The organism is Streptococcus sanguinis (genome assembly GCF_008329445.1).
Taxonomy (GTDB): domain Bacteria; phylum Bacillota; class Bacilli; order Lactobacillales; family Streptococcaceae; genus Streptococcus; species Streptococcus sanguinis_O.
Genome location: NZ_VIBR01000001.1, coordinates 47,514 through 73,445 on the forward strand (window position 1 = coordinate 47,514; position 25,932 = coordinate 73,445).

The 25,932-nt window shown below is 41.0% G+C and carries 29 protein-coding genes and 1 riboswitch; of the genes, 21 read left to right on the forward strand and 8 right to left on the reverse strand.

Translation table 11 applies throughout. From position 1 onward, the window contains the following. The first annotated feature begins 97 nt into the window (after nucleotides 1–97). The 11 genes from FKX92_RS00235 to yidD all read left to right on the forward strand — a co-directional run bounded on the left by FKX92_RS00235 (nucleotide 98) and on the right by yidD (nucleotide 7,474). The gene (locus FKX92_RS00235) at nucleotides 98–1,348 is read left to right on the forward strand and encodes a diaminopimelate decarboxylase (RefSeq protein ID WP_048772955.1); all 1,251 of its coding nucleotides are present in this window, start codon (nucleotides 98–100) and stop codon (nucleotides 1,346–1,348) included. A 56-nt stretch (nucleotides 1,349–1,404) separates the two neighbouring features. Beyond that, nucleotides 1,405–1,653: a YneF family protein gene (locus FKX92_RS00240; RefSeq protein ID WP_002918462.1), complete on the forward strand. Its 249-nt coding sequence runs from the start codon at nucleotides 1,405–1,407 to the stop codon at nucleotides 1,651–1,653. 98 nt (nucleotides 1,654–1,751) lie between these two features. Next, complete coding sequence (gene racE, locus FKX92_RS00245) at nucleotides 1,752–2,546, forward strand: glutamate racemase (RefSeq protein WP_002923530.1); 795 nt, start codon at nucleotides 1,752–1,754, stop codon at nucleotides 2,544–2,546. Further along, nucleotides 2,543–3,547 carry a nucleoside-triphosphate diphosphatase gene (locus FKX92_RS00250; RefSeq protein ID WP_149565172.1) on the forward strand — a complete coding sequence of 335 codons (1,005 nt, stop codon included), beginning with the start codon at nucleotides 2,543–2,545 and terminating at the stop codon, nucleotides 3,545–3,547. Before racE ends, FKX92_RS00250 begins: the two co-directional genes overlap by 4 nt. After that, on the forward strand, nucleotides 3,526–4,047 hold the full coding sequence (locus tag FKX92_RS00255) for a metallophosphoesterase (protein ID WP_002923538.1): 522 nt from the start codon (nucleotides 3,526–3,528) through the stop codon (nucleotides 4,045–4,047). Before FKX92_RS00250 ends, FKX92_RS00255 begins: the two co-directional genes overlap by 22 nt. Next, entirely contained in the window at nucleotides 4,044–4,505 is a 462-nt protein-coding gene (gene cbpB / locus FKX92_RS00260) for a cyclic-di-AMP-binding protein CbpB (protein WP_002897025.1), read from the forward strand. Before FKX92_RS00255 ends, cbpB begins: the two co-directional genes overlap by 4 nt. Then, entirely contained in the window at nucleotides 4,502–5,233 is a 732-nt protein-coding gene (gene xerD / locus FKX92_RS00265) for a site-specific tyrosine recombinase XerD (protein ID WP_149565173.1), read from the forward strand. Before cbpB ends, xerD begins: the two co-directional genes overlap by 4 nt. Before the next feature lie 2 nt (nucleotides 5,234–5,235). Further along, on the forward strand, nucleotides 5,236–5,946 hold the full coding sequence (locus tag FKX92_RS00270) for a segregation/condensation protein A (RefSeq protein WP_149565174.1): 711 nt from the start codon (nucleotides 5,236–5,238) through the stop codon (nucleotides 5,944–5,946). Beyond that, nucleotides 5,939–6,508: an SMC-Scp complex subunit ScpB gene (scpB, locus tag FKX92_RS00275; RefSeq protein WP_002894610.1), complete on the forward strand. Its 570-nt coding sequence runs from the start codon at nucleotides 5,939–5,941 to the stop codon at nucleotides 6,506–6,508. The genes FKX92_RS00270 and scpB overlap by 8 nt, the downstream gene beginning before the upstream one ends. Further along, entirely contained in the window at nucleotides 6,495–7,223 is a 729-nt protein-coding gene (locus tag FKX92_RS00280; RefSeq protein WP_002894611.1) for a pseudouridine synthase, read from the forward strand. Before scpB ends, FKX92_RS00280 begins: the two co-directional genes overlap by 14 nt. Further along, nucleotides 7,220–7,474: a membrane protein insertion efficiency factor YidD gene (gene yidD, locus FKX92_RS00285; protein ID WP_033179204.1), complete on the forward strand. Its 255-nt coding sequence runs from the start codon at nucleotides 7,220–7,222 to the stop codon at nucleotides 7,472–7,474. Before FKX92_RS00280 ends, yidD begins: the two co-directional genes overlap by 4 nt. A 49-nt stretch (nucleotides 7,475–7,523) precedes the next feature. Here the strand turns inward: yidD and FKX92_RS00290 are convergent, their stop codons facing one another. Both FKX92_RS00290 and trkA read right to left on the reverse strand, forming a co-directional pair. Continuing rightward, nucleotides 7,524–8,963, reverse strand: coding sequence for a TrkH family potassium uptake protein (locus FKX92_RS00290; protein ID WP_149565175.1), 1,440 nt, complete (start codon nucleotides 8,961–8,963; stop codon nucleotides 7,524–7,526). A gap of 4 nt (nucleotides 8,964–8,967) precedes the next feature. After that, on the reverse strand, nucleotides 8,968–10,317 hold the full coding sequence (gene trkA / locus FKX92_RS00295; RefSeq protein WP_149565176.1) for a Trk system potassium transporter TrkA: 1,350 nt from the start codon (nucleotides 10,315–10,317) through the stop codon (nucleotides 8,968–8,970). A gap of 341 nt (nucleotides 10,318–10,658) precedes the next feature. On the opposite strand from trkA, the gene FKX92_RS00300 reads away from it, so the two are divergent. The 3 genes from FKX92_RS00300 (at nucleotide 10,659) to FKX92_RS00310 (ending at nucleotide 12,758) form a co-directional block, all read left to right on the forward strand. After that, nucleotides 10,659–11,162, forward strand: a complete 504-nt coding sequence (locus tag FKX92_RS00300) for a tRNA (cytidine(34)-2'-O)-methyltransferase (protein WP_185681473.1) — start codon at nucleotides 10,659–10,661, stop codon at nucleotides 11,160–11,162. A gap of 116 nt (nucleotides 11,163–11,278) precedes the next feature. Further along, nucleotides 11,279–11,428, forward strand: a riboswitch (FMN riboswitch). A gap of 132 nt (nucleotides 11,429–11,560) precedes the next feature. Continuing rightward, the gene (locus FKX92_RS00305) at nucleotides 11,561–12,118 is read left to right on the forward strand and encodes an ECF transporter S component (RefSeq protein WP_002923560.1); all 558 of its coding nucleotides are present in this window, start codon (nucleotides 11,561–11,563) and stop codon (nucleotides 12,116–12,118) included. Further along, entirely contained in the window at nucleotides 12,108–12,758 is a 651-nt protein-coding gene (locus FKX92_RS00310; RefSeq protein WP_149565177.1) for a phosphatase PAP2 family protein, read from the forward strand. Before FKX92_RS00305 ends, FKX92_RS00310 begins: the two co-directional genes overlap by 11 nt. Nucleotides 12,759–12,955: 197 nt before the next feature. Here the strand turns inward: FKX92_RS00310 and FKX92_RS00315 are convergent, their stop codons facing one another. After that, nucleotides 12,956–13,528, reverse strand: a complete 573-nt coding sequence (locus FKX92_RS00315; protein ID WP_149565178.1) for a TetR/AcrR family transcriptional regulator — start codon at nucleotides 13,526–13,528, stop codon at nucleotides 12,956–12,958. Nucleotides 13,529–13,869: 341 nt separating this feature from the next. Here FKX92_RS00315 and FKX92_RS00320 point away from each other — a divergent pair, with 341 nt between their 5' ends. The 7 genes from FKX92_RS00320 to FKX92_RS00355 all read left to right on the forward strand — a co-directional run bounded on the left by FKX92_RS00320 (nucleotide 13,870) and on the right by FKX92_RS00355 (nucleotide 20,217). Further along, nucleotides 13,870–15,213, forward strand: a complete 1,344-nt coding sequence (locus tag FKX92_RS00320; RefSeq protein ID WP_061589181.1) for an MATE family efflux transporter — start codon at nucleotides 13,870–13,872, stop codon at nucleotides 15,211–15,213. 601 nt (nucleotides 15,214–15,814) lie between these two features. Then, nucleotides 15,815–16,114, forward strand: coding sequence for an MGMT family protein (locus FKX92_RS00330; protein WP_187759346.1), 300 nt, complete (start codon nucleotides 15,815–15,817; stop codon nucleotides 16,112–16,114). Nucleotides 16,115–16,173: 59 nt separating this feature from the next. Continuing rightward, on the forward strand, nucleotides 16,174–17,121 hold the full coding sequence (locus FKX92_RS00335; RefSeq protein WP_002905125.1) for a TIGR01212 family radical SAM protein: 948 nt from the start codon (nucleotides 16,174–16,176) through the stop codon (nucleotides 17,119–17,121). Then, nucleotides 17,115–17,666, forward strand: coding sequence for a tRNA (mnm(5)s(2)U34)-methyltransferase (locus tag FKX92_RS00340; protein WP_149565180.1), 552 nt, complete (start codon nucleotides 17,115–17,117; stop codon nucleotides 17,664–17,666). Before FKX92_RS00335 ends, FKX92_RS00340 begins: the two co-directional genes overlap by 7 nt. Before the next feature lie 238 nt (nucleotides 17,667–17,904). After that, nucleotides 17,905–18,501 carry a TetR/AcrR family transcriptional regulator gene (locus FKX92_RS00345; RefSeq protein WP_125351246.1) on the forward strand — a complete coding sequence of 199 codons (597 nt, stop codon included), beginning with the start codon at nucleotides 17,905–17,907 and terminating at the stop codon, nucleotides 18,499–18,501. After that, nucleotides 18,501–19,454: an ABC transporter ATP-binding protein gene (locus FKX92_RS00350; RefSeq protein ID WP_149565181.1), complete on the forward strand. Its 954-nt coding sequence runs from the start codon at nucleotides 18,501–18,503 to the stop codon at nucleotides 19,452–19,454. The genes FKX92_RS00345 and FKX92_RS00350 overlap by 1 nt, the downstream gene beginning before the upstream one ends. Next, nucleotides 19,441–20,217, forward strand: coding sequence for an ABC transporter permease (locus FKX92_RS00355; RefSeq protein ID WP_002909118.1), 777 nt, complete (start codon nucleotides 19,441–19,443; stop codon nucleotides 20,215–20,217). Before FKX92_RS00350 ends, FKX92_RS00355 begins: the two co-directional genes overlap by 14 nt. A gap of 478 nt (nucleotides 20,218–20,695) precedes the next feature. On the opposite strand, the gene FKX92_RS00360 is transcribed toward FKX92_RS00355, so the two are convergent. The 5 genes from FKX92_RS00360 to FKX92_RS00380 all read right to left on the reverse strand — a co-directional run bounded on the left by FKX92_RS00360 (nucleotide 20,696) and on the right by FKX92_RS00380 (nucleotide 25,926). Then, nucleotides 20,696–21,754 carry a DMT family transporter gene (locus FKX92_RS00360; protein WP_049544432.1) on the reverse strand — a complete coding sequence of 353 codons (1,059 nt, stop codon included), beginning with the start codon at nucleotides 21,752–21,754 and terminating at the stop codon, nucleotides 20,696–20,698. 449 nt (nucleotides 21,755–22,203) lie between these two features. Next, entirely contained in the window at nucleotides 22,204–22,968 is a 765-nt protein-coding gene (locus FKX92_RS00365; RefSeq protein ID WP_149565182.1) for a class I SAM-dependent methyltransferase, read from the reverse strand. Nucleotides 22,969–23,086: 118 nt separating this feature from the next. Then, nucleotides 23,087–23,461: a hypothetical protein gene (locus FKX92_RS00370; RefSeq protein WP_049544226.1), complete on the reverse strand. Its 375-nt coding sequence runs from the start codon at nucleotides 23,459–23,461 to the stop codon at nucleotides 23,087–23,089. Between the two features lie 111 nt (nucleotides 23,462–23,572). Beyond that, complete coding sequence (locus tag FKX92_RS00375) at nucleotides 23,573–25,135, reverse strand: ArnT family glycosyltransferase (RefSeq protein ID WP_002909122.1); 1,563 nt, start codon at nucleotides 25,133–25,135, stop codon at nucleotides 23,573–23,575. After that, nucleotides 25,132–25,926, reverse strand: coding sequence for an ABC transporter ATP-binding protein (locus tag FKX92_RS00380; RefSeq protein WP_048773009.1), 795 nt, complete (start codon nucleotides 25,924–25,926; stop codon nucleotides 25,132–25,134). The genes FKX92_RS00375 and FKX92_RS00380 overlap by 4 nt, the downstream gene beginning before the upstream one ends. Nucleotides 25,927–25,932: the final 6 nt, after the last annotated feature.

Below are 25,932 nucleotides of genomic sequence, written 5' to 3' on the forward strand. Positions count from 1 at the left end.
TAAATAAGACTCAAGCATTGGGCGCTTGCCCAGTGCTTTTTGTTTCTCCTATGGATTTATGGTATAATAAAGCCAGCAAATAGAAAGCGAGAATAGTATGAAAACTCCTTTTGTCAGTCGTGAAAAGCTAGCTGAGATTACGGATCAGTTTCCAACACCTTTCCATCTTTATGATGAGAAGGGGATTCGGGAAAGAGCGCGTGCCCTGCATGAGGCCTTTTCTTGGAATCCAGGTTTTAAAGAATATTTTGCCGTCAAGGCCACTCCCAATCCTGCTATTTTAAAAATCCTCAAAGAAGAAGGCTGTGGGGTGGATTGTGCCAGCTATGTTGAGCTGCTCATGAGCCAAAAGCTGGGCTTTGCTGGACAGGATATTATGTTTTCGTCCAATAACACACCAGCTGAGGAATTTCAGTTTGCGCGTGACCTTGGAGCGACTATCAATCTGGATGCCTATGAAGATGTTGCTTTTTTGAAGGAGTCAGCGGGTATTCCAAAGATTATTTCCTGCCGTTACAACCCTGGCGGTGTCTTTGAGCTGGGAACCAGCATCATGGATAATCCAGAAGAAGCCAAGTTTGGTATGACCAAGGACCAGCTGATTCAAGCTTTCAAAGAGCTCAAGGAGTTGGGAGCTGAGAAATTTGGGATTCATGCCTTCTTGGCCTCAAATACTGTCATCAATGACTACTATCCTGAACTGGCCCGTCAGCTTTTTGAACTGGCTGTGGAAGTAGTTGCTGAGACAGGAGTTGAGCTGGACTTTATCAATCTATCTGGCGGTGTCGGCATTAATTATCAGCCTGAAGGTGAGGAAAATGACATTGCGGTCATCGGTCAAGGAGTTCGTCAGGCCTATGAAGCTATTCTAACTCCGGCTGGCCTAGGACAGGTCAAGATTTATACGGAGCTGGGCCGCTTTATGCTGGCGCCTTATGGCCTTCTGGTCACCAAGGTTACCCATAAGAAGCAGACATACAGAACCTATCTGGGAGTGGACGCCTCAGCGGTCAATCTGCTGCGTCCGGCTATGTATGGCTCTTATCACCACATTACCAATATGGTTCGACCTGAGGGTGAGACAGAGATTGTGGATGTTGTCGGCAGCCTCTGTGAGAATAACGACAAATTTGCTATTAATCGCGCGCTGCCCGTCAGCCAAATTGGGGATACACTAGTGATTCACGATACAGGTGCGCATGGTTTCTCTATGGGTTATCAGTACAATGCCAAGCTCCGTTCCAGCGAAATTCTCTTGGAGCAAGATGGCAATGTTCGCATGATTCGCAGAGCCGAAAAACCAGAAGATTATTTTGCGACACTGTATGGCTTTGATTTTGAAAAATAGAGAAAATTTGATATAATGAAGAGCAATGTAAAAATGGAAATAGAGGAGTTCTTGATATGAATGTATTTTTAGAGATTATCTTGATTTTAGCGGCATTTGCTGGAGGCGTGATCTTGGGTATGTATCTGCTTCGTCGGCAAGTTGAGAAAGAATTTGCAGAAAATCCGCGTTTGAATGTAGAAGCAGTTCGGACCTTGCTTAGCGCTAGCGGTCAACGGCCAAATGAAGCGAAAGTACAGCAAGTTTATCGTCAAATTATCAGCCAGCAGAAAGCTGCGCTTGCTAAGAGCAAAAAGAAAAAATAATTTTCTAGAGGCTGGTTTTTAATACCAGTAGAGAAAATCTATAAAAAAATGGGGATTTGGAATCGGCTTCCAGTCCCTTGTTTTAGAAAGAAGACCTTATGGATAATCGACCAATCGGTTTTTTAGACTCAGGAGTGGGCGGTTTGACTGTAGTCCGTGAGCTCATGCGGCAGCTCCCCCACGAAGAGGTCATTTATATCGGAGATTCAGCGCGGGCTCCTTACGGTCCTAGGCCTGCTGAGCAGATTCGCGCTTATACCTGGCAATTGGTCAACTTCCTCCTGACTAAGGATGTTAAGATGATTGTCATTGCCTGCAATACAGCGACTGCTGTTGTCTGGGAAGAAGTGAAGGAAAAGCTGGATATTCCAGTACTGGGCGTGATTCTGCCGGGGGCTAGTGCAGCTATTAAGTCAACTGTCAGCGGCCGCATCGGTGTTATTGGAACGCCAATGACTGTTTCCTCTGATATCTATAGGCAGAAAATTGAAGCGCTCTCGCCAGAGATGCAGGTAGAAAGTTTGGCCTGCCCTAAGTTTGTACCTTTGGTAGAGTCCAATGAACTTCATTCCAGTCTTACCAAAAAAGTTGTCTATGAAACCCTGCAACCTCTGGCTGGTCGGGTAGATACCCTGGTCTTGGGCTGCACCCACTATCCCTTGCTCCGCCCTATTATTCAAAATAGGATGGGACCGGATGTGAAGCTGATTGACAGCGGGGCAGAGTGCGTACGGGATATTTCTGTCCTACTCAATTACTTTGAAATCAACCGCAGTCGGGAAAAACAGGAGCTCAATCACCAATTTTACACAACTGCCAATGCCAAAAGCTTTTCGGAGATTGCAGAAAGCTGGCTGGGCCTGAAAGTGAATGTGGAGCATGTAAGCTTATGACAAATAAAATTTATGAATACATTGACGAGAACAATTGGTATATTGGAGAATGGACCCGCTTTCGCAAGGCTGGCTATCATTTCAACGACATCCCATACAGGCTCTTGGAGCATATAGATGCAGAGTTGAGTGAGCTGATTGAGCGGGATTTGGATGAAGAATACAACGCCTTTACCACAGTTGTGGTCAAATACGGCTCGCCCATGTCCTATATCCAGTTTGTCCTCAATATGATTAACGACCGCCAAGAGCGGGATTTTAAGGCGACCAGTCATAAGGGGGCTATTCTGATTACAGAAAAGGACTTGCTGCGCAAGGTTTTCTTCCTGTCTAAGGATGGAGTTAAAATGACCGACTTTTTTGGTCAGGGGCAGGAGACCGAGATGGCTGTCGGAGATATCATCTTGATTGCGACTCGCAACGAAGGTAAGACAGCAGAGTTTCGCAAACTCTTTGATAAGCTGGGCTATAAGGTTGAAAATCTCAATAATTATCCTGATTTGCCAGAAGTGGAAGAAACGGGAACCACCTTTGAGGAAAATGCGCGGCTCAAGGCAGAGACAATCAGTAAGCTGACCGGTAAAATGGTGCTAGCTGACGACTCAGGTCTGCAGGTCGATGTTTTAGGCGGCTTGCCTGGAGTCTGGTCGGCTCGCTTCGCTGGAGTAGGCGCGACAGACGATGAAAACAACATCAAGCTCCTGCATGAGTTGGCTATGGTTTTTGATGTCAAGGACCGCTCGGCCCATTTTCATACGACCCTTGTGGTGGCTAGTCCTGATAGGGAGTCTCTGGTAGTTGAAGCGGATTGGCCGGGCTACATTGCCCATGAGCCAAAAGGGGAAAATGGCTTTGGCTACGATCCCTTGTTCTTAGTGGGAGAAACAGGAAAAACGTCTGCTGAGCTGACGATGGAAGAAAAAAATGCGCAATCCCATCGGGCTCAGGCAGTTAAGAAATTAGTGGAGGTATTTCCAGCATGGCAAAGCAAACCATTATAGTCATGAGTGATTCTCATGGCGACCGTGCTATTGTAGAAGAAATTAGGAATCATTATATTGGAAAGGTAGATGCGATTTTCCATAACGGAGACTCTGAGCTTCCTTCTGATGATGAGGTATGGCAAGGGATTCAGGTTGTTGCAGGGAATATGGACTTTTACGACGGCTATCCAGAACGCTTGGTGACGGATTTGGCGGGGACCATTATTGCCCAGACCCACGGGCATCTCTTCCATATTAACTTTTCTTTTCAAAAGCTGGATTTGTGGGCGCAAGAGGTTAATGCAGACATCTGCCTTTATGGTCACCTGCATATCCCAGATGCTCGAATGGAAGGCAAAACGCTCTTTCTGAATCCGGGCTCCATCAGCCAGCCACGCGGCCTGATTAACGAACGCCTCTACGCTAAGGTAGAGATTGATGATGACCGCTTTAAAGTTGATTTCTATACACGAAATCATGAACTCTATCCAAGCTTGTCCAAGGAGTTTAGCCGATGATTGCTAAGGAATTTGAAGACTATCTGCTGCAACATGAAGAAACTTTTTTGACGCCTGGGGAAAATCTGGCGGTTATGATTGACACCCACAATGTGGATCATGCAATCCTACTGCTGAGCCAGATGACTTACTCACGTGTACCAGTCGTGACAGCAGATAAAAAGTTTGTTGGCACGATTTCCCTGACAGACATCATGTCCTATCGCATGCGCCATGATTTGCCAGAAGAGGAATTCATGATGACAGATATCGTCCACATGACCAAAATGGACGATTTGACAGTTGGGCCAGATTATACTGTATCAGATGTGCTTCATAAGCTGGTCGACGAGTCGTTTCTGCCGGTTGTGGGCGAGGATCAGCATTTTTACGGAATTATTACTAGAAAGTCTATTTTGAAAGCTGTCAATTCTTTGTTGCACGGCTTTAGCAAGAAGTACGAAATTCGCAAAAAATGAAAGAATACATTAGACCGTTTTTAAATCAAAAAAACATCTCAGAAAATTCTAAAATTGCCTATTCTTATGATTTGGAGCAGTTTGTCGAGGAAGTACATGGCCGGATTAGCGAGACCAATTTGCGGATTTATCAGGCCTCTATCAAGGATTTTAAGGCAGCTGTTCAGAAGCGGAAGCTCTCAGCAGTCAATCAATTTCTCTACTTCCTTTATCAGCAGCAGCTTATTGAGGAGTTTCACCGCTTGGTCTTGCCCAAGGTTTCCGTATCGAAGGAGCAGGAAAATGAACTGCTGGATCTGTCTGCTTTTTGGCAGGAATCAAGCGTTCCCAGGGGGCGGCTGATGGCTCTTCTTATCTTGGAAATGGGCTTACTGCCCAGCGAGATTCTGCAGGTCAGAGTGGCAGACGTCAATCTTGACTTTCAGGTTTTGAAGATTGAAAAGGCCGGTCAGAAGCGGGTTATCAAGATTCCTGAGAGCCTGACGGGTGAGTTAGAAGACTATCTGACGGGGACGTATTTATTTGAGAAAAACGGCAAATCCTATTCTCGTCAATGGGGCTTCCGTCAGCTAGAGGCCTTCTTGATTGAGCAGGGACAAGCCAGTCTATCTGCCCAAAGCCTGCGTGAGCAGTTTATTTTGCGTCAGCGGGAGAAGGGAATTGGCCTTTATGATATTGCCCAAGATTTGGGCTTGAAAACCATGATTACACTAGAAAAATACAGATAAAAATGGATATCAAACTAAAAGATTTTGAAGGCCCGCTGGACCTGCTGCTCCACCTCGTATCTAAGTACCAGGTGGATATTTATGATGTGCCCATTACGGAGGTCATTGAGCAGTATTTGGCTTATGTGGCCACCTTGCAGGCCATGAAGCTGGAAGTGACGGGGGAGTACATGGTCATGGCAAGCCAGCTCATGCTGATTAAGAGCCGCAAGCTTCTGCCTAAGGTGGCGGATAATGCTGAGCTGGAAGATGATTTGGAGCAAGACCTTTTGAGCCAGATTGAGGAATACCGCAGGTTCAAGCTCTTAGGTGAGAAAATGTCGCTCCAGCATGATGACCGAGCGCTTTATTATTCTAAGCCCAAGCTGGAGCTGGTTTATGAAGACGCTGAGCTCCTGCATGACAAGTCAACGATTGATCTTTTTTTGGCTTTTTCCAAAGTTATCGCCAAGAAGCAAGAGGAGTTTTCTAAGAGCCATACAACCATTGTGCGAGACGAGTACAAGATTGAGGACATGATGGATGTGGTGCGTCAGCGCTGTGCTGGTAAGAGCCGTCTGGCTCTGCAGGAGATTTTTGCAGAGACTAAGGACATGAATGAAGTTATTACTCTCTTTCTGGCGACATTGGAATTGGTCAAGATGCAGGAAGTGCAAGTCATTCAGGAAGAAAATTTTGGAAATATTTATTTAGTAGGAAGAGGAAATGAGTAAGTTAGCAGAGATTGAAGCCCTGCTTTTTGTGGCGGGTGAAGATGGACTCAAGGTTCATCAATTGGCAGAAATCCTTTCTTTGCCGCCGACCGGGGTTATTCAGAGTTTGGAGAAGCTGGCTGAGCAATATGAAGCCAATCCAGACTCTAGCCTGACCCTACTGGAAACATCAAAGACATACAAGCTGGTCACAAAGCCAGAATTTGCTGAGATTCTGCGGGCTTATTCGCGGGCACCAATCAATCAAAGTTTGTCGCGGGCAGCACTGGAGACCTTGTCTATCATTGCCTATAAGCAGCCGATTACAAGAGTAGAAATAGATGACATTCGCGGGGTTAATTCCAGTGGAGCTTTGGCTAAGCTCTTGGCTTTTGAACTGGTTCGAGAGGATGGCAAAAAGGAAGTCATTGGCCGGCCAAATCTCTATGTGACAACGGATTATTTCTTAGACTATATGGGAATCAATCACCTAGATGAGCTGCCGATTGTCGAAGAAACAGAGCTAGTTGCTGAAGAAAGCCAGCTCTTTATTGAAAGGACAGATATCGATGAGAATCAATAAATACATCGCTCATGCTGGGATAGCCAGCCGCCGTAAGGCAGAAGAGCTAATCAGGCAGGGGAAGGTCAGTATAAACGGCCAAGTGGTACGTGAGCTGGCGACGAACGTTAAGTCTGGCGACCGTGTGGAAGTAGAAGGCCAACCTATCTACAATGAGGAGAAGGTTTATTACCTCCTCAATAAGCCGCGCGGGGTTATCTCCTCTGTCAGTGATGACAAGGGACGTAAGACAGTCGTGGATCTTTTGCCTCAGGTCAAGGAGCGGATTTATCCAGTTGGTCGTTTGGATTGGGATACTTCTGGTATCCTCATTTTGACCAATGACGGGGACTTTACCGACGAGATGATTCATCCCCGAAATGAGATTGACAAGGTCTATGTGGCGCGTGTCAAAGGATTGGCTAATAAAGAAGTTCTTCGTCCTCTGACTCGCGGTATTGAGATAGAGGGGCGCAAAACCAAGCCAGCAGTTTATGAGATTATCAAGGTTGATCCGGCAAAAAATCGCTCGGTCGTTCAGTTGACCATCCATGAAGGCCGTAACCATCAGGTCAAGAAGATGTTCCAGGCGGTCGGACTGCAAGTGGATAAGCTGTCACGGACTCGCTTTGGTCATTTGGACCTGACGGGCCTCAAGCCTGGTGAGTATCGTAAGCTCAGTAAAAAAGAAGTCAGCCAACTGCACACACTGGCTGTAACCAAGACCAAGAAATGATAAAGAAACTGCTCATTGCTCCTGTCCGTTTTTATCAGCGCTTCATATCGCCTGCTTTTCCTCCATCTTGCCGCTTTCGTCCCACCTGCTCTAACTATATGATAGAGGCTATCCAGAAGCATGGTGCCAAGGGAGTTTTGATGGGTTTGGCGCGAATTCTCCGCTGTCATCCCTGGTCTCAGCCAGGAGAGGATCCTGTACCAGACCATTTCAGCCTGAAAAGGAACGATACAAGCAAAAAGTCACACTAGCTAATAGCTAGTGCGACTTTTTAATATATCTATATTCTCCGAATATTTCCTATCTTCTAGACCAAGTCTTAGGCAGGAAGAGCAGGAGAATTGGGTAGATTTCCAAACGTCCGCCAATCATGGCAAAGGATAGCAATAGCTTAGAAAAAGGACTGAAGATAGAAAAAGTATCCGTCGTCCCAATCATAGGACCGATATTGTTAAAGCAGGATAGAACACCACTGACAACTGTCATGAGATTGTTGTTATCCAGGCTGACGATGAAAATGAGTGCCAGCACGATCAAAACATAGGTTGCTAAATATTTGAGGACCTTGTGCTGGGTATCCTTATCTAAGACTGCACCATTGACATGCATGGTTAGGACCCGATTGGGTGATAGGGTAGAGAGAATTTGATTTTTTGCAATGCGGGAAATGATAATCCCCCGAATAACCTTGAATCCCCCAGCGGTTGATCCAGCCGAACCCCCGATACACATGAGCAGGAGCAGGATGACCTGAGAAAAGAGGGGCCACTTGACCGTATCCCCATAGCCGAATCCAGTCGTTGTGATGATATTAGAGACCTGAAAGAAGGAAATTTCCACACTCTTGGCAAAGCCTTGATAGAGGTGGAAGACATTAAAGGCAATCAAGGCAGTGGAAAGAAAGACGATCCAGAGATAGCCTCTAAGCTCCTCGTCGCCAAAGCAGGCCTTAAACTTGCGAATCAGCAAGTAATAGTAGAGATTAAAGTTGACCCCGAAAGCCAAGACCCCAAAGCTGACCAGATAAGTAATTAGTGAGCTGTTGTAGTGGGCAATACCGTCATTGTATACGGTGAATCCTCCTGTACCAGCTGTTCCCATGGCAATCACAAGGCTGTCAAAGAGCGGCATGCCCGCCAGGAAATAAAGCAAGGCGAAAATTGCAAAGAGAGCCAGATAGATGATATAGAGGATTTGGGCCGTACTCTTGAGCTTAGACACAACCTTGCCAAAGACTGGGCCCGGAACTTCTGCTTTCATGACCTCCAAGTGGCCATTTTTAGCATTGTCCATAATAGCTAGGGCAAAGACCAGCACTCCCATCCCTCCGATTAAGTGAGTAAAACTGCGCCAGAAGAGCAGCGAATGAGAGAGAACGCCGACATCGTTGAGAATAGTTGCTCCCGTGGTTGTAAAGCCGGAGCTGATCTCAAAGAAGGCATCAATGATGTCCGGTATCTGACCAGAGAAGACAAAGGGCAGGGCTCCGAAGAAGGACCAGAGAATCCAGCAAAGGGCTACAATCAGCACCCCTTCCTTGGCGTAGATATGCAGGTCCTTGGGCTTTAAATAAGAGCCTATGCCACCTAAAACTAGCAGGATAGCCATGGTTGCCCCGATAGAGAGAAAGACCTTTAAAGGTTCACCGTAGATTAGAGCGACGATAATAGGTACAATCAGCAGTGCCGCCTCAATCAGCAGTAATTTTGCCAGCAGGTAGCGAATCATAGATCTATTCATGGGTCTACCTCGCTAACAGATCGTAAATCTGCGTGATATTTTGCAGCAGAGTGGTCACGACAATTTTATCTCCAACTTGCAGATTGTCATCGCCTGTAGGGAAGATAGCTTTACCTTGGCGGATAATGGCCGCAATCAGGACATCTTTCTTCAGATGAAGCTGAGATAGAGGAATACCAGTCATCTTGTTTTCTTCTTTGATTTGGAACTGCAGGGTCTCGATTTGGCCGTTGGCTACATGGTGCAGAGCTTCTAGGTTAGAGAACTGAGCATTGTAGCGACCGCGGATAAAGTGCATAACCGTATCAACAGCAATACCTTTAGGTGTCACGATGCTGGCAAAGTCTTGGTTATCAATGATTTCCAACAAACTAGTACGGTTGACCTTAGTGATGTTTTTCTGTACACCCAGATTATTAAGAAACATGGAAGTAATGATATTTTCTTCATCTACACCAGTCAGGGTAGCGATGGCATCAAAGTTATTGGCGCGTTCCTCCAGTAGGATATCCTTGGCAGTACCGTCTCCATGAACGACATAGAGATCAGGAAATTCCTGACTGAAAAAGTTTGCCCGTTCATGGTTAGATTCAATGACTTTGAGCTCGATTTTACTATTCTTGAGAATATTGAGCAAGTAGTAGGCGATCTTTCCAGCCCCGATAATCATCAGGCTCTTAACAACCCGTGGACGTACCATATTGTGGAATTGAACAATGTCCAGGCGGTTACCTGTGACATAAATCTTGTCGCCGGCATCCAGAGTGAAGTCGCCGTCAGGAATTTCCAAGTGCCCTTTTCTCTCAATGGCACAAACAATGATATTTCCAAATTTCTTGCGGAACTGGGAAATACTCATCTGGCAGAGATTGCTGTCTTCCTTGAGTTTGAACTCCATCAGTGCCACCCGGCCATTGGCAAAGTGCTCTACTGACAGGGCGTTAGGGAAGTCAATGATATTAGCGATGTAGCGAGCAGTTAGGAGCTCAGGATTGACCACCAGCGAGAAGCCTAGGATGTTCTTCTCCTTAAAGTAAGGATTGGAATACTCAGGATTACGCACTCGAACGACGGTTTCCTTAGCCCCCATACGTTTGGCCAGAACAGCTGAGACCATGTTTACTTCATCATGCTCAGTCATAGAGATGAAGATGTCACAGTGACTAACATCCGCTTGTTCTAAGATTTTGAAGTTAGCTCCATTGCCAGCAATACCAATAATGTCATAGCGCTTGGTAATCTGGTTGAGAACAGCCTCATCCTGCTCAATCAAGATAACATCATGTTTTTCAGCCACTAAGGAGCGACAGAGGGCCGTTCCGACCTTCCCGCCGCCGACAACAATAATTTTCATAAGTTTAGATTCCTCCAAAGTATGTATCTATCATACTCTTTTTTCATTTAAATTTCATCTATAAAATACAGAATAGCTTGCTTATTTATAGAATTCCGAATATTTTTTTACCAAAATGGTATCTTCCTGTGATATTTTTAAAAAAAGTACAATTTTTTGAGCATTTTTTATTGACTTGTAGGCTGAAAGTGTTATACTAAATGAGTACCTTCATTGGTTTACCTCAAACCTGTTGTGATGTAAGTTAATGAAGCCTTAACCACGCTGTTTGCTGAGCTTGACTCCGGGCAGTGTGGCTATTTTTTTATCTAAAGAAAAATACTAGGAAAAATATTCTTATTATGAAAAATCATATTGTTCTTTTTGAGCCTCAGATTCCGCAGAATACCGGCAATATTGCCCGTACTTGCGCCGCGACTAATTCACCGCTTCACATCATCAAGCCCATGGGTTTTCCCATTGATGATCGCAAGATGAAGCGGGCTGGGCTGGACTATTGGGATAAGCTGGACATCACCTATTATGAGAGTTTAGACGATTTTATGGAGCAGATGGATGGCCGTCTTTATCTGATTTCTAAGTTTGCAGAGAAGGTCTATTCTGAGGAAAATTTTGCAGCAGAAGGTTCGCACTATTTTATGTTTGGTCGTGAGGACAAGGGACTACCAGAGGAATTTATGCGTTGCCATCCAGAAAAGGCTTTGCGTATTCCCATGAACGACCAGCATGTTCGCAGCCTCAATGTTTCAAACACAGTCTGTATGATTGTTTATGAAGCCCTGCGCCAGCAGAATTTTGCTGGCTTAGATTTGGTACACGAGTATGAAGCGGACAAGCTGAAGTAGCGGAATGAATGTATCTAAGCAGTTAATTTTCCTGATTGATAGAATACTGCTGTTGAAACATTTTTAATTACATCAATCAAATTGCTTGCTCTGGCAGGCTTTTTTTGTTATGATAATGATGTCTTCAGGGCAGGGTGAGATTCCCGACCGGCGGTAATTTTTGGCTTGGAAATGTTTTTTCTCAATGCCAAATCAAGTCCGCGAGCGCAAGCTGATGTGGTGAGATTCCACAACCGACAGTATAGTCTGGATGGGAGAAGACGAGAGGCAGTGAAGCATTCTTGCCGTTTAATCTTTATTTAAGGGCTGAGCCTTATACTAAATAATCATTAGCTGACAAGCCTTTTTTCAGTGGCCTTTCCGGCTTCTCTAATTTTTATAAATTGGAGGAACCTGTGATGACAAATACTCGTAAGTTGGCGATTGTAGCAGTTTTATCTGCACTATCATTTCTACTCATGCTTTATGAGATTCCCTTGATAACCGAGTTTCTAAAGTTGGATTTTTCAATTATTCCGATTTTACTGGCTTTGGTAGTCTTGGATTTAAAAAGCTCTCTAGCAGTGCTCTTGATTCGCTCTGTCTTAAAGCTAGCTTTGAATAATAATGGCGTAGGCACTCTAATCGGTCTACCCATGAATATACTAGCGGTAGCTGTCTTTGTTTGTGCTTTTTCCCTCTTGTGGAAAAAAAGAAATAGCTTATCTAGCTATGTGAAGGCTTCCTTAGCAGCAACACTTGGTCTAACGATTACTATGATCATTCTAAATGTCATTTATGCTGTGCCTCTCTATGCGAGGTTTGCTGGTTTTGATATTAATAAGGCATTTGGTCTTTCCAAGTATCTGCTGACTATGATTGTCCCTTTTAACCTATTAGAAGGAGTAATCTGGGCTCTCGTCTTTTGGCTAATATACAAACTCTTACAGCCCGTCCTAAAACGCTATGAAAAATAAACAATCTTATCTAACAAAGGGCTCTTTCGCCCTTTTACTTTTCGTCATGCTAGGCTACATGGTCAAGTTTTATCCTGAGCAGCTGACCAGCTTTGACACCCCGATTCAGACCTGGTTGCGGGGAGACTTGCCTGCAGCTTTGACGACTTTTTTCAAACTTGTAACCAGTGTGATTGATCCAGTGGGAATTATCATCTGGGTTTCGGCTCTTGTCCTTTTTTTCCTTTACAAAAAATGGAAGCTGGAAGCTGCCTTGCTGGCGGGAAATCTGGTCTTACATGGGATTTTGATTAAGCTGATTAAACTCGTTTACCAAAGAAGCCGGCCCAGTCTTTCGCATTTGGTCAAAGAGGGTGGTTACTCTTTTCCGAGCGGGCATGCCATGGCGACAGCCGTTGTTGTTGGGACCTTGATTATCATTGTCCAGCAACGAATTCAAAACCAAAAAATAAAACGCTTGGTACAAGCTTTCCTCCTGCTCTATATTTTCACTGTTATGGCCTCCAGAGTCTATCTGGGCGTGCACTATCCGACAGATGTAATCGGAGGAGCCTTGATGGGCTTTGCCATTCTCAATATCGAATTTCCCTTTTATGATAAATTACGCTTTCAATGGCGTTTCAAGGGAAAGCAGAAATAGCGTTTACTTTGATAAGAATAATCAATAGGAACAGAGTTGAAAAATCATTTATGGCATAATTCTTGAGTTTTAGAATTCAAACTTAGTTTTGGCTTTACAGTTATCATACACTGGCCGTTAAAAAAATGAGTTATAATTGAATTATTGAAAAACACCAAATGGACATGGTAAGTAGTTCATTTGGTGTTTTTTTAGTTTTAAGCATTTTGCATAATATCTTGAATAGATAGCTTGCAAAGTAATTTGAATTTTTTAGAAAAGACTTCAGGAGATTCTGGAATTGCTTGTGTAATCCATGACTTTATAATTGATAGAGTATAATTAACAAGTAATTCTTCAGTAAACTCTTTAGATAAACCCATTTTACTAGACAGTTGAATGTTTTGGCTAATCCAAGTCTTATATTGTTTCTTTAAAAAAGGTTCCCAATTAGGATCAGCTGCAGTTGAATAAAGATATTTTAGCCAGATTCTATTCTCATAAATTAATGGTATTATTTCAGAAGCAAGGAAATCAATAAAAAGAGCATTATCGGATCCATTTGAACCTGGTACAAAATCTAGCATTTTTGACATTATTCGTTCGTCAATGTCATGATGAATAGCTTCAATTATTTCGTTAGGAGAGTTGAAATGATTTTTATAGATTGTTTGTCTCGCTATGCCTGCTTCTTCTGCAATCTCAGAAAAAGAAAAGTTAGATTTATCAGGATATTTTTCAGAAAGTCGAAAGAAAGCAGTTATAATATTTTCTCGCGTATCTTTGGTCATTGCCGTTATTCTCCTTGTCAGTCAATATGTAGCCTAGTACTTCTATTGTTATTATTAAAAAATTATTTTAGTCTAAGTATAATTCATTAGATTCAATACTAACAAAAAAATTACAGTTTGTAAAAAAATTTTCTAAATTGCTTTTGATTATTCTGTAAAAGCGAGATATTTTGGCTACATTTTGTAAATTTTTGGTACTGGAAGCAGTATAATGAAAATGTTATTATGTAATTTATATTGTGTCTATGCCCTTTATCAAAATGGGAAATGTTGTCTAAAAGGGTATATGACTGGAAGAATCTTTAGGAATAGAAAAAGCTTTGAACAAATGAGACATAGTCATGAATAAATTAGAAAATATATCTGTAAAAAAACTGTTAGTTCAACTAATTATTCCCTCATTAGTTACAGCAATAGTAAGTGGATCTTATAATTTAGTTGATGGCATATTCATTGGACAGACCTTAGGGCTTGAGGGGAATTCTGCTAATACATATACATTTATGATATATGCCTTGGTCTATGCTTTTTCAGCTCTAGCGAGTGAAGGAACAGCATCCTTGTTGACAATCTCACTTGGCAAAAAGGATTACAAAAATGCCCGATTAATTTTAGATTCCTCTATCCAAGTTTCTTTAATTTTATCAATTCTACAGTCGATACTTTTGTGGTTTTCCTTAGAAGGCTTATTGATTATTTTTGGGGCACCACAAGAACTGTATCATTATGTTAAGGAATTTTGCCTTACATTTCTTATTGGAGCGCCTATATATTTTGTCTCACACACTCTTTTGTACTGTTTGCGGGCTCAAGGTAAGATTAAAGAAGTTTTACATATCAATGCAATTTCATTTCTTGTGAATGCAGGGACTGGTGCAGTTCTAATTCTTGTACTTCATACTGGTTTTTTTGGATCAGCTTTATCTACAGTTCTGGCTAATCTTGCTGCACTTATCTTGACATTCAGAGAGTACAATGGAAAATCTAACGATTTAAAAATGGATTTGAAGAGCTTATTATTTATTGATAAAAAACTTATCAATAAAATTATTGCAATGGGGCTGCCATTCTTTCTCACAACTGTCATATCTGTGATATTACTGATATTATATAATAGGGTTGCTTTTGATTATGCTGGTACTTATGGTCTTGCTGCTTTATCTATAACTTCTTCAATCTATCGCTATATTATTTCTTTGATGAATGCTATTACAAATGGAGTTCAGCCTGTAATTAGTTTTAATTATGGTGCAAAAAATTATAGTAGAATAAAGCAATCACTTAGTCTTTCACTAATAATCAGCACAATTTTTTCTCTGTGCTTGTTCCTTGTAATTCAAATTTTTGCAGTGCAAATAGCTACACTTTTTAACTCAAGCGATCCGAAATTTATAAAGTTTTCTAGTACAGCCTTAAGACTTGTTATGATTTCGTTACCTGTACAAGGAATCATCAATATCGGAACTAACTATTTTCAATATATTTCTTTCTCGCGGATATCTACTTTTTTAGTTATTCTGAGACAGATCATTTTTCAAATACCTTTAGCGTTATTTTTACCAATTTTGTTTGGAATAACTGGCCTATGGTCCTCTTATTTTATTTCAGATTTTTTGATACTTGTGATTATAATGTTTTGGCTAAAATTTATGATGACTAAATTAAGAAAAATTATGGAGGCATAAAATGACCTATATAGAGATGTGTAATTCTTTTAAACGATATAAATCAGGAGACAGCGAGATTGTCGCTAATAATAATATGAATTACAAAATAGATAAGAGAGACGCTGTATTGTCTATAAAGAGATAATTTAATTTTATCTATTCTAGGTTCTGTAGTAAATTTTTGTTTAAAAAACATAAATATGTTAGAAGCATTAAAATCTGTAGATTGATTATATTTTGTTTTATATATATTATTTGAGTATAATTATATCCCTTTTTCTTTATGGAAGAAGGGATTTTTCGAGTCACTGCTGGATTTTGTGGTAGAATGGAATTTATAAAAACTTATAACCTCTTAAACTTTCATTATTGGAAGTTTTTAGAGGGTTAGCTAATCAATAAAGCTGTAGAAGTAAGTTTCGATTGCTTCTATCTTAGGAACGATCTTGCCATGAACTGGAGGGTAAGAAAGCTTTATATCTATAAGTGGAATGGAAGTTGCTCGGAAATGATATGAGTACATCATCAATGAAAGAGGCTTTATAATATAGCTTCTAAAACGAAGGATAGTGTTCTGGCCTTTCTGATCCACTTTGTAAGAAGGAGGGTCATTTCCGTTTTGAATCAAGAACTTATACAGTCAGTTTTAGCTCTTGTTGATAGCATTCCCTCTGGGCGCGTGGCGACCTATGGTCAGATTGCTCGTTTGATTGGACGGCCAAAAAATGCTCGCTTGGTGGGAAAGATTCTCAGTCAGTCTGAGCTTTATGGCGGCAAGCATCCTTGCCATCGGGTAGTCAATGCGGCAGGACGCCTCGCACCAGGCTGGGAAGACCAGAAACACTTGCTTTGGGCAGAGGGAGTAGACTTGAAGGCCAATGGCTGTGTGGATTTGAAAGTCTATTTGTGGAATTGGTGATTTCCTTCTTTCTTTGTGAAAGAGGGAATTTTTGTTTCTAAACTCTTTTTTGTGGTAGAATGAAAGGTATGAAATCTTACAATTCTTTGAATGATTATTATCGAAAACTTTTTGGAGAGAAGACTTTTAAGGTACCCATTGATGCGGGCTTTGACTGTCCCAATCGGGATGGTACGGTAGCGCATGGAGGCTGTACGTTCTGTACCGTTTCGGGTTCTGGTGATGCCATTGTGGCGCCGGATGCGCCCATTCGCGAGCAGTTTTACAAGGAAATTGACTTCATGCACCGCAAGTGGCCAGATGTTCGTAAGTATCTGGTCTATTTCCAGAACTTCACCAATACACATGAGAAGCTTGAAGTGATTCGTGAGCGCTATGAGCAAGCCATTAACGAGCCAGGTGTCGTTGGACTTAATATCGGAACTCGGCCGGACTGTTTGCCTGATGAGACCATCGCCTACTTGGCTGACTTGTCCGAGCGTATGCATGTGACCGTAGAGCTGGGCCTTCAGACTACCTATGAGGAGACCTCGGACCTCATCAATCGTGCCCATTCTTATGAGCTCTATGTGGAGACGGTCCAGCGAGTCCGAAAGCTGGCTCCCAAGGCGGAGATTGTCTCTCACTTGATTAACGGCCTGCCGGGTGAGACTCATGAGATGATGCTAGAGAATGTCCGCCGTTGCGTGACGGACAATGACATTCAGGGAATCAAGCTTCACTTGCTTCACTTGATGACCAATACCCGCATGCAGCGGGATTATCATGAGGGGCGACTGCAGCTGCTCAGTCAGGAGGAGTATGTCTCCATCATCTGCGACCAGCTGGAGATTATCCCTGAGCATATCGTCATCCATCGTATCACAGGCGATGCTCCGCGAGATATGTTGATTGGCCCTATGTGGAGCCTCAATAAATGGGAAGTTCTCAATGCCATTGAGGCAGAAATGCGTCGTCGTGGCAGCAAGCAAGGCTGTAAAGCAAAGGAGCAGAGATTCGTATGTTAAGACCCTTACAGATGGCCCATGCCTTTTTGGCAGAAGTGGTGACCAAGGAAGATATCGTGGTGGATGCTACTATGGGGAATGGGCACGATAGCCTCTTTCTAGCTAAGTTGGCCAAGCAAGTCTATGCTTTTGACATTCAGGAGCAGGCTGTGGAAAAGACCCGCCAGCGCTTGGCAGAAGCAGGCTTGGACAATGCTCAGCTAATCTTGTCTGGGCATGAGACTATGGACCAATACACGGACCATTTCAAGGCAGCTATTTTTAATCTTGGCTACCTGCCTTCGGCGGACAAGTCTGTCATTACTCGACCTGATACGACGCTGGAAGCTTTGGAAAAGGTCTGCCGAGGCTTAGAAAAAGGCGGCCGTGCAGCTATCATGATTTACTATGGGCATGAAGGTGGCGAAGTTGAAAAAGATGCGGTGCTAGACTTCGTTAGTCAACTGCCCCAGCAGGACTTCACCGTTGCCCTCTACAAGACCATCAATCAGATTAACCAACCGCCTTTTCTGGTCATGATTGAGAAATTGAGAGAAGGAACTTGAGATATAATAAGGATACAGAGAGAAAAGCCAGATAATAGGAGCTTTCAGTACTGTATCCTTATTTTTTAAATCGTTAAAATCGAATAATTAGGTCTAAAAGAAAAGAATTAAGGTGTGTGTAAATTTAAAGTCTTATATTTTCTTACATAGAAGATATAAGACTTTTGACATTTTTCAGTTTATATGATAATCTATAACTGTAAAAACAAAAACGTCACAGTGTTTTTAGGAGGAAGTTATGGCTACTGCTTTTACTAGCGAAGAAAAAGAAGTTATTAGAAAGAAATTACATAAAGTTGCAAAGGAATGTCTTCAAAGATATGGGGTTAAGAAAACCACAGTTGACCAAATGGCAGCAATGGTGGATATCTCCAAAGGTTCTTTTTATAATTTTTATTCTTCAAAGGAAATGTTATTTTTTGCGGTCTTAGAAGAATATCAAATAGATGTTATGAATCACCTGACAGAACAATTAGGTATGGAAGTCAAGATAGATACAAATCGTCTTGTACAGTTACTTTATGATTTTTATCAAGATTTTCGCTATTCATTTATGTATACCATATTTAAAAATCATGAAATGGAATTACTCATAAGAAAATTGCCGAAAGAGGCGATAACAAATCATCATCTGATAGATGATAGGATGGTAAAAAAAATTGTATCCCGAATCAATATTAGAGAAAATGTATCGGTAGAAATCGTCTCTGCTTTATTTAGAACGATTGCTATGACTATATTACACATCGAGGAAATCGGTGAAGAACAATTTGATACTACATTGAAGTTAGTCATACAAGGAATTGTTGAGCAAATTACTAAGGAGGATAGGTAATGGTGAAAGAAGCAATTAGAACCGCAAACCTTTCTAAAAGATATGGAACAAAAAATGTTGTCAACAACTTGAATCTATCAATAAAACCTGGTGAAATAGTAGGGTTTTTAGGACTGAATGGTGCAGGGAAAACAACGACGATGAGAATGATGCTAGGATTGATAAAATCTACATCAGGAGAATGCTATATTCAAGGAAAAAAGTTAGATCTGAATAATTTAGAACTTCGAAACGAAATAGGTTATATTATTGAGACGCCTTATTCTTATCCGGATTTAACGGTGAGAGAAAATTTAGAAATCGTTGGTAAATTAAGAGGGGTTAATAAAGATAATATTGACTGGGTAATTGAAAAATTAAAACTAAAGCAATATGAACATAAACAGGAGAAGCATCTTTCTTTAGGAAATGTTGCGCGTTTAGGAATTGCAAAAGCGATTATTCATAAACCTAAAATTCTAATTCTTGATGAGCCGACAAATGGATTAGATCCTTTTGGAGTTATTGAAGTGAGAGAACTGTTAAAGGAATTGGCGAATCATCTAGGTACAACTGTTCTTATTTCAAGTCATAATCTAGAGGAAATATCTAAAATTGCTACTAGGATAGTCATTATACATGAGGGCAGACTTATAAGAGAAGTTGAAAGCAATGAATTAGAGCAGTACTTAGAAAAGAAGTTACTAGTAAGTGGTTCTAATAATAAGGCTATGAAAGAAGTATTATCTAACCAGGGCTATCATGTAAACATTCAATCAGACACAGAAAATAATATCAATTTCTTAGAACTAATTGATACAAAATCTGTGGAATGCCCGGATGATGTTGCTACATTGCTAGTCAATGCAGGTTATCCACCTAAATCACTGATTGTTGAAAAAGAAGATTTAGAGCATTATTTCTTAAGAATACTGAATGACCATAATGGAGGAATCTCGAATGAAAAAGCTTAGTTCCTGTATTTTAATTGAATGGAGAAAGTTAATAAAATCAAAACTTTCCATCGTAACTGCTTGTTCTATCTGTTTAGTTCCTTTTATTGTTGGCTTGTTTGCAACTATGATGAAATATCCAGAGAATTTCAAAAATCTTGGTTTGATTTCTGCAAAAATGGAAATGATGAGGATAACAGATTGGTCGTCATACTTAATGACCATATCACAAGTCATTTCTGTTGGGGGATTGCTCATTTTTGGATTTACAGCATCTTGGGTTTTTGGTAGAGAATATTCTGATAAAACGATGATTGACCTATTAGCACTCCCGATAAGAAGAGATACAATCGTATTATCCAAGTTTATCGTTATCGCTCTATGGAGCTATATTCTATCAATTTTTGCACTTTTATTGGGATTATTAGCTGGCAATCTGATTGGACTTGAAGGCGGTAGCTTAACGGTGATTTTCAAAGGTGTACTTACTTTTGGTTTTTGTACTACTCTTACAATCATACTCTCTACTCCAGTAGCTCTTTTTGCTTGTTTAGGCCGGGGATATTTGTCACCATTGGCATTTATCATTTTTACTATTATTTTTTCTCAGCTTGGTTCTGCTCTTAACTTTGGGAAATACATTCCATGGGCAATTCCTGCACTCGCAAGTGGTATTGCAGGAAAAGCACTATTGAATTTTGGGAGCATTGTCAGTTTATTTGGGGTAAGTATTCTAGGTCTTATCGCAACAATAGCTTGGTGGAGGTATGCTGATTACGATTAAAATGAAGTGATGAAAATGCTAATAACACAAAACTAAGTCTTATTCATTTCCATTCAAAACAACCCCTCCTGTTCAGATTGAAAAACAAGAGGGGTTATATTATGACAATCGAAAGTTTTGGGGGAGAGGGGACTATGTGAATATCGTTGGCCTAAATGAAAAGATAGTTTCTAATATACGTGATTGGGAAAAAATGACCTTGTCTTTGATAAGTTAAGTGTCAAACCGTTCTCAGATGGCAGTTTTAGAATAAGATAAAAGCCTGTTTTTACGGGCATTAGTCAAACGAACATAGCATTGCCCCGAGCAATGTTCAGCGAACTTCTTTAGACGTCGCTGGAGGGAAATTGCATATAGCCGGTGTACAAGTTACCTGTTTTCACGGGTGGTTATGACTTCTCAAAATAAGCAAAAAAGCAGTAAACCTTTGTGATTTACTGTTTTAAACATTCTTCGATTTAATTAGACAAACTAGGATTTATAATCCATTCGCATGAGCCAATTTATGCTCCTGACTATTTATATAATCTTTGTGCTTGTGATTATGTCTCTCCTCATTTCCGAAGTGCTTATGCTCATGTTCATGAGTGATTACATGAGCATGAGTCACGCCGTTATGTGTATGAACAATCGTATGCGTATGCTCATGAAGATGATGCTTTACCATAGTGTCATATACTACAAATACCGTTCCTAGAAACATCAGAGCCAGCCCTATAAAATATTCTAGAGCCAATTTTTCTCCATTTACTGCAAAGGCTAAAAATGATCCCACAAACGGTGCTACAGCATAAAAAGAACTTGTCTTAGCTGCACCTAAGTCTCTTTGCGCTCTTATATAAAGAAAAATACTTAATCCGTATGCTACAAATCCTAATAGCATAACTTCGGCAATGTATTTCATTTCTGGAATCTTTTCGCCAAGTACCAATGCAATAGTAAATGAACCTCCGCCAGAAAAAATGCCTTTTAGCAAAACAATCTCATATGTGCTTTTATCTGACATCTTTCTTGTACAGTTATTCTCAAGTCCCCAGCAACAGGTTGCTAGTATCACAAAAAAAGAACCTATAGAAAACTGGAAACTATCACTTCCCTCAAATGACAAAACAATACTAGATAGCGTAATAAATCCAATGGCAATCCACAGCTTTCTTGATACCTTCTCCTTGAAAAACAGTAACGCCATTAACGCAGTTGCCACAATTTCAAAATTACCAAGGAGTGACGCATTAGATGCTGTTCCCATTTTTATACCTATCATTAAAAATATAGGGGCGGCTATATCTAATCCAATCATTCCGATTGTATAAGGTAAATCCTGCTTTGTAAGTCTCTCTGATTTTTTCTCTTTTTTTATGTGAAATAAATACATTATTCCAACGCCAAGACCAGCACCAAGATAAAGAAAAGCGGCAATAAAAGTTGGTGTAACATTATTCAAAAGAACTTTTGAAAATGGCGTGTTAATTGCATAAAATCCAGCTGCTAACAGTGCTAATATAACTGCACTCGTCTTTGTTTTCTGCTTCAACATTTGTCATCCCCTTTGCTCTGTATATTCTAATTCGCTTCCCTAAACATTTTTACTATTATATCATATATTTACTTAATGTTAGAGCCCTAGCTCTTGCTTCTTAACCTGTGTTAGTCCTCTATTTTCTTTTACTAGTGTCTCTAAACAATTTCTAACACTTTTAGCTCTTTCCATTTAATATAGAATTTCGGTTTTGACTTTGACTACATCGCATCAATACTCTTGCCTCTTCAAAATGCCTGTTAGGGTTGCTTTATTCCAGTTATTGCGATTTTCTTGATTCAAAAATTACTGACTCTTTTATTTTGGAAAAATGAGCAAAAAACAGTAAAACTTTTTGATTTACTGTTTTAAACATTCTTTGATTCAATTAGACAAACTGGGATTTTTAGATTTTAAGCCTTAAGGAAAATAAAATGGGCTATTCTCCTTAAGTGTTTTCTATAATATTATAGTTTAATGCAGAGTGTAGCTATATAGTCATTTCCATAACGTGATAATCTATGTCTTTTATCACATGATTCATAAAAATCTATCATAGCGAGACCATTTTTAAGTTGTCCTCTAATCTGAGTTTCTAAGGTATGGCTAAATTCATATCCATATTCTGGATTTATGGTTATTTTGCCTTCCTCTTCAAGCTCTTTTGAATTAAAAGGTATTGAAAACTTTAAAAGTAATTCTTCATCGGGTTTGTCCCATACAATGTCAGCATCGTACATGTATATCCAAGGGTTCATAAATCCGACCATTAACAGTCCACTCTTTTTCAATACTCGAGAGGCTTCTTTATACATGTTTTCTAAATCTTCTATATATACATTTGAAACCGGATTAAAAATAATATCAAAAGTTTCATTTTCAAATGGAAATGGTTTTGTCATATCGCCTTGAACTGTGTTGATTTTTAAGCCTTCTCTTTTAGCAACCATCTTATCTCTTTGTAATTGTGATTTAGAAAAATCCATTATGGTTACATCATAACCTTTTATAGCAAAAATTGGACCCTGCTGTCCACCACCACAAGCTAAACCTAATATCTTTTTTCCGTTGGCTTTTTCAAACCATTCTTTCGGAACTTTTTTCCCAACAGTTAATGCAACAGAAATTGGATTATTTCTAACTTCTTCTAATTCTTCATGTGTCAATGGCTCAGTATAATCATTTTGTACATTATTCCATCTATCTTCATTTAATTTTATATAATTGTTCATCTTATAATCTCCTCATAATTTTATATTATTTAGATTTAAGTTGAATATGTTGCCATTGCATTTTTCTCACCTCTACAAACTCCAATTTGACTCACTGTAGATGATCCTCGCTCACATACTACATCTGAAATGCTGTTATCCAAAAACATATTGCAGCTATAAGTGAAAGAGGAGTCATAACATATTTTTCTTTCTTACTTTTTGAAATCATGTTCATAATCGTATTCAAGGATAGGTAAGCGGCAAAGAAGAAACAAATAAATTTAGTCACCTTAAAAGACAGCCACAAGGGAAGTAAACCTCCAGCTTGCAAAATAATGATCATGGCAAAAATTTGGATAGCTACCGAAATGACTGCCGCAAGTCTAAATTTCTTAGGTAAGATTTTATGTTGTCCACCCATTGTATATTCGCCCAAAGGCAGACCGCAAGCAACAAGAACTGTCATAATTGCTATAACTCCAAATAATACTGCACCTAATATTGAAAACATAAATCACTATTCTCCTTTCGTAAAATACAAAATATTTCAGTTACAAATTCAACTTTGTTTCACTTAATATTCCTATAAAATTATAAGGAATTCTTGTCAAGTGTTCAAGTTTTATAGGTCTTTCTCAAGTTGGTCTTTTGGCTCACCTTTTCCTTTGTTCTTCCACCAATCGCTCAGGTCGACTAAGGATTGAGCGGCGGAAGGGATGAGAAGGAGGACATAGATATAGACATACTGGCTCTTGGTTTCCCAGAAGAAGTGGAAGAGGCCGCCCCCTAATAGAAAGATGAAGGGATAGAGGTCAAAAGGCGTCAGCTTTTCCTCGGCGACGAAAAATTTATGCAGGATAAAGAAACAGGAGAGCAGATAGATGCTGGCTAGCAGGGTCAAGAGCAGGAAATTAACAATCTGATAACCTTTTCTTTCCTCATAAATGCTGCGTAGGATAGTTGGTTTCATGTATTGTTGGCGCTCAATCTGAGGTCCAGTCCAAATAGACTGAAAAGTTGGCTCAGTCCAGGTCGACTTGACCTTTTCGTAGAAGAATTTCAGCGCATAAGCCGGATGCTTACTGAAGTGAATCAAAATGTCCTTCAAATCCCGAGTGGCCATTTCTGTAGCCAATTTTTCATCGTATTTGTTGCGCTTGAGAATCTTGGTATTGTAGGCATCGTACCAGCCTCCCAAGGTCTGCCGATTGGGATCATCCCGCAGGCCCATAGTGATGTAGGCGATTTTTGGGGTACCGACACCAATCTTGCCCCCAATCAGCTGCTCATAGTAGGCCGTCAGACCCTTGTTTGAAAGGACGATACCGGCTAAAATCAGGATGATGGCTAAGGGTTTCTTCCAAGACCATTTATAAAAGATGGACAGGAAGCAGACTCCAATCAGCATGATGGCAAAGATGATGTAGTTGTTGCGCAGGAGGCAGGCCAGACTAATACTGGCCGCTCCCAGCAAGGCATAGAGTAAATTTCCTTTCTGATCCAGCTTGATAAAAGCATAGAGACTGAGCAGACAGAAGAAGAGCCCGGGAATGGTACCGTAGACAAAGAGGATGAAAAAGAGTTGTGGTAGAAAGAGAAAGGTCAGCAGAATCGTGTATTTCTGGATCATTTCTCTGGCATTGAGGAGAGCTGTAATCTTATAAATCAAGAAATGACTGAGTAAAGTCCAGCCGACATTCATGCTAAAGGCAAATTGAGTCGTCGGAGAAATAAAAGTATAAAGTCGCTCCAGAGTCATCAGTCCTAGCTGATGGGGATTACGATACATGTAGCTTCCGACGGTTGTCAGCGAGCTGTAATCTCCTCGGTTAAAGGCTAGGGCTGCATTGAAAACGTGCTTGGCGTCAGCTCGGATGCGGCCATCGTAGGCCGTTATCAGAAAAATCGCTGCTGCTATAAAGATGAGGGACAGAAACCAAAAAAGATGCTTGGTCTGAACCTTTTCCAACAGAGGCCGGATTAAAAAGAGGCTGAGGAGAAAGAGCAGGAGAATAGGGTAGAAATACCAAGGATTACTGACGAATTGGACTCCTTCAGAAATTCTCAAAGGTATGTAAGTATGGGACAGCAGAATCTGCCCTGACAGGAAAAGCAAGGCAATCGCAGTCATGGTCAGAATCAGGAAGTAGCCTAGGTTGAAGATGGTATTAGAAAATTGCTTCATGAGGACCTGCCCTCCACCTTGACGAAATAGCGGTCTTCTCCCAGCTCAATCAGCTCGACTGGCTGGGGATAAAATTGATTCATGACCTCTTTTTGAAGAATGTCTTCTTTAGGACCTTGGGCTATGATTTCTCCTTCTTTTAGGAGCAGGACATGATCCATAGCAGCAGTGATTTCCTCTACATGGTGGGTGACATAGAGGATGGTTGGAGCTTGGTCCATCTGTGTAATCTTACCAATCTGATCCAGCAGGCGCTCGCGGGCAAAGAGATCCAGACCGCTGGTCGCTTCGTCTAAGATAAGCAGTTCTGGTTTTTCCATGAGACTGCGCGCAATCAGCAAGAGCTGCTTTTCCCCTTGAGACAGACTGATGTAGCTTCGGCCAATCAATTCTTGCCCGCCAATGGAAGCCAGCATTTCCCTAGCTTGGTTCAGCTCAGTTTGCCCGTAAGGAGCGTAGAGAATACTGCTTTTATACTTGCCTGTCAGGACGATTTCTTCAGATGTGAGACGGCTGGGCAGGCGTTCAGCAATGAAGGAGCCAACTACTCCAATCCTAGTTCGCAGCTGAGGAATGTCGCCGGCACCAAATTCCGTACCGAGAACCGTCACCTTGCCCTTAGTCTTCCAATGCTCAGCCATGAGCAAGCGCAGGAGAGTAGACTTTCCAGAACCGTTGAGACCGAGGATGGCCCAATGCTCCCCTTTTTTTACCTGCCAGTTGAGATCTTTTAAGATGGTTCGGCCTTGTTTAGCCAAGCTCACATTTTCCAGTTTGATAATCTTTTCCATTTTTAC

Excerpts from the sequence above, each read along its gene's own strand:
- FKX92_RS00350 (WP_149565181.1), top strand. The coding sequence starts at position 18,501 with ATGGTGAAAGAAGCAATTAGAACCGCAAACCTTTCTAAAAGATATGGA.
- FKX92_RS00370 (WP_049544226.1), bottom strand. The coding sequence starts at position 23,461 with ATGTTTTCAATATTAGGTGCAGTATTATTTGGAGTTATAGCAATTATG.
- FKX92_RS00355 (WP_002909118.1), top strand. The coding sequence starts at position 19,441 with ATGAAAAAGCTTAGTTCCTGTATTTTAATTGAATGGAGAAAGTTAATA.
- FKX92_RS00290 (WP_149565175.1), bottom strand. The coding sequence starts at position 8,963 with ATGAATAGATCTATGATTCGCTACCTGCTGGCAAAATTACTGCTGATT.
- FKX92_RS00340 (WP_149565180.1), top strand. The coding sequence starts at position 17,115 with ATGTTAAGACCCTTACAGATGGCCCATGCCTTTTTGGCAGAAGTGGTG.
- scpB (WP_002894610.1), top strand. The coding sequence starts at position 5,939 with ATGAGTAAGTTAGCAGAGATTGAAGCCCTGCTTTTTGTGGCGGGTGAA.
- FKX92_RS00270 (WP_149565174.1), top strand. The coding sequence starts at position 5,236 with ATGGATATCAAACTAAAAGATTTTGAAGGCCCGCTGGACCTGCTGCTC.
- FKX92_RS00335 (WP_002905125.1), top strand. The coding sequence starts at position 16,174 with ATGAAAGGTATGAAATCTTACAATTCTTTGAATGATTATTATCGAAAA.
- FKX92_RS00310 (WP_149565177.1), top strand. The coding sequence starts at position 12,108 with ATGAAAAATAAACAATCTTATCTAACAAAGGGCTCTTTCGCCCTTTTA.
- FKX92_RS00235 (WP_048772955.1), top strand. The coding sequence starts at position 98 with ATGAAAACTCCTTTTGTCAGTCGTGAAAAGCTAGCTGAGATTACGGAT.
- FKX92_RS00380 (WP_048773009.1), bottom strand. The coding sequence starts at position 25,926 with ATGGAAAAGATTATCAAACTGGAAAATGTGAGCTTGGCTAAACAAGGC.
- xerD (WP_149565173.1), top strand. The coding sequence starts at position 4,502 with ATGAAAGAATACATTAGACCGTTTTTAAATCAAAAAAACATCTCAGAA.
- FKX92_RS00315 (WP_149565178.1), bottom strand. The coding sequence starts at position 13,528 with ATGACCAAAGATACGCGAGAAAATATTATAACTGCTTTCTTTCGACTT.
- trkA (WP_149565176.1), bottom strand. The coding sequence starts at position 10,317 with ATGAAAATTATTGTTGTCGGCGGCGGGAAGGTCGGAACGGCCCTCTGT.
- FKX92_RS00375 (WP_002909122.1), bottom strand. The coding sequence starts at position 25,135 with ATGAAGCAATTTTCTAATACCATCTTCAACCTAGGCTACTTCCTGATT.
- yidD (WP_033179204.1), top strand. The coding sequence starts at position 7,220 with ATGATAAAGAAACTGCTCATTGCTCCTGTCCGTTTTTATCAGCGCTTC.
- cbpB (WP_002897025.1), top strand. The coding sequence starts at position 4,044 with ATGATTGCTAAGGAATTTGAAGACTATCTGCTGCAACATGAAGAAACT.
- FKX92_RS00250 (WP_149565172.1), top strand. The coding sequence starts at position 2,543 with ATGACAAATAAAATTTATGAATACATTGACGAGAACAATTGGTATATT.
- FKX92_RS00280 (WP_002894611.1), top strand. The coding sequence starts at position 6,495 with ATGAGAATCAATAAATACATCGCTCATGCTGGGATAGCCAGCCGCCGT.
- FKX92_RS00320 (WP_061589181.1), top strand. The coding sequence starts at position 13,870 with ATGAATAAATTAGAAAATATATCTGTAAAAAAACTGTTAGTTCAACTA.
- FKX92_RS00255 (WP_002923538.1), top strand. The coding sequence starts at position 3,526 with ATGGCAAAGCAAACCATTATAGTCATGAGTGATTCTCATGGCGACCGT.
- FKX92_RS00240 (WP_002918462.1), top strand. The coding sequence starts at position 1,405 with ATGAATGTATTTTTAGAGATTATCTTGATTTTAGCGGCATTTGCTGGA.
- FKX92_RS00305 (WP_002923560.1), top strand. The coding sequence starts at position 11,561 with ATGACAAATACTCGTAAGTTGGCGATTGTAGCAGTTTTATCTGCACTA.
- racE (WP_002923530.1), top strand. The coding sequence starts at position 1,752 with ATGGATAATCGACCAATCGGTTTTTTAGACTCAGGAGTGGGCGGTTTG.
- FKX92_RS00360 (WP_049544432.1), bottom strand. The coding sequence starts at position 21,754 with ATGTTGAAGCAGAAAACAAAGACGAGTGCAGTTATATTAGCACTGTTA.
- FKX92_RS00345 (WP_125351246.1), top strand. The coding sequence starts at position 17,905 with ATGGCTACTGCTTTTACTAGCGAAGAAAAAGAAGTTATTAGAAAGAAA.
- FKX92_RS00300 (WP_185681473.1), top strand. The coding sequence starts at position 10,659 with ATGAAAAATCATATTGTTCTTTTTGAGCCTCAGATTCCGCAGAATACC.
- FKX92_RS00365 (WP_149565182.1), bottom strand. The coding sequence starts at position 22,968 with ATGAACAATTATATAAAATTAAATGAAGATAGATGGAATAATGTACAA.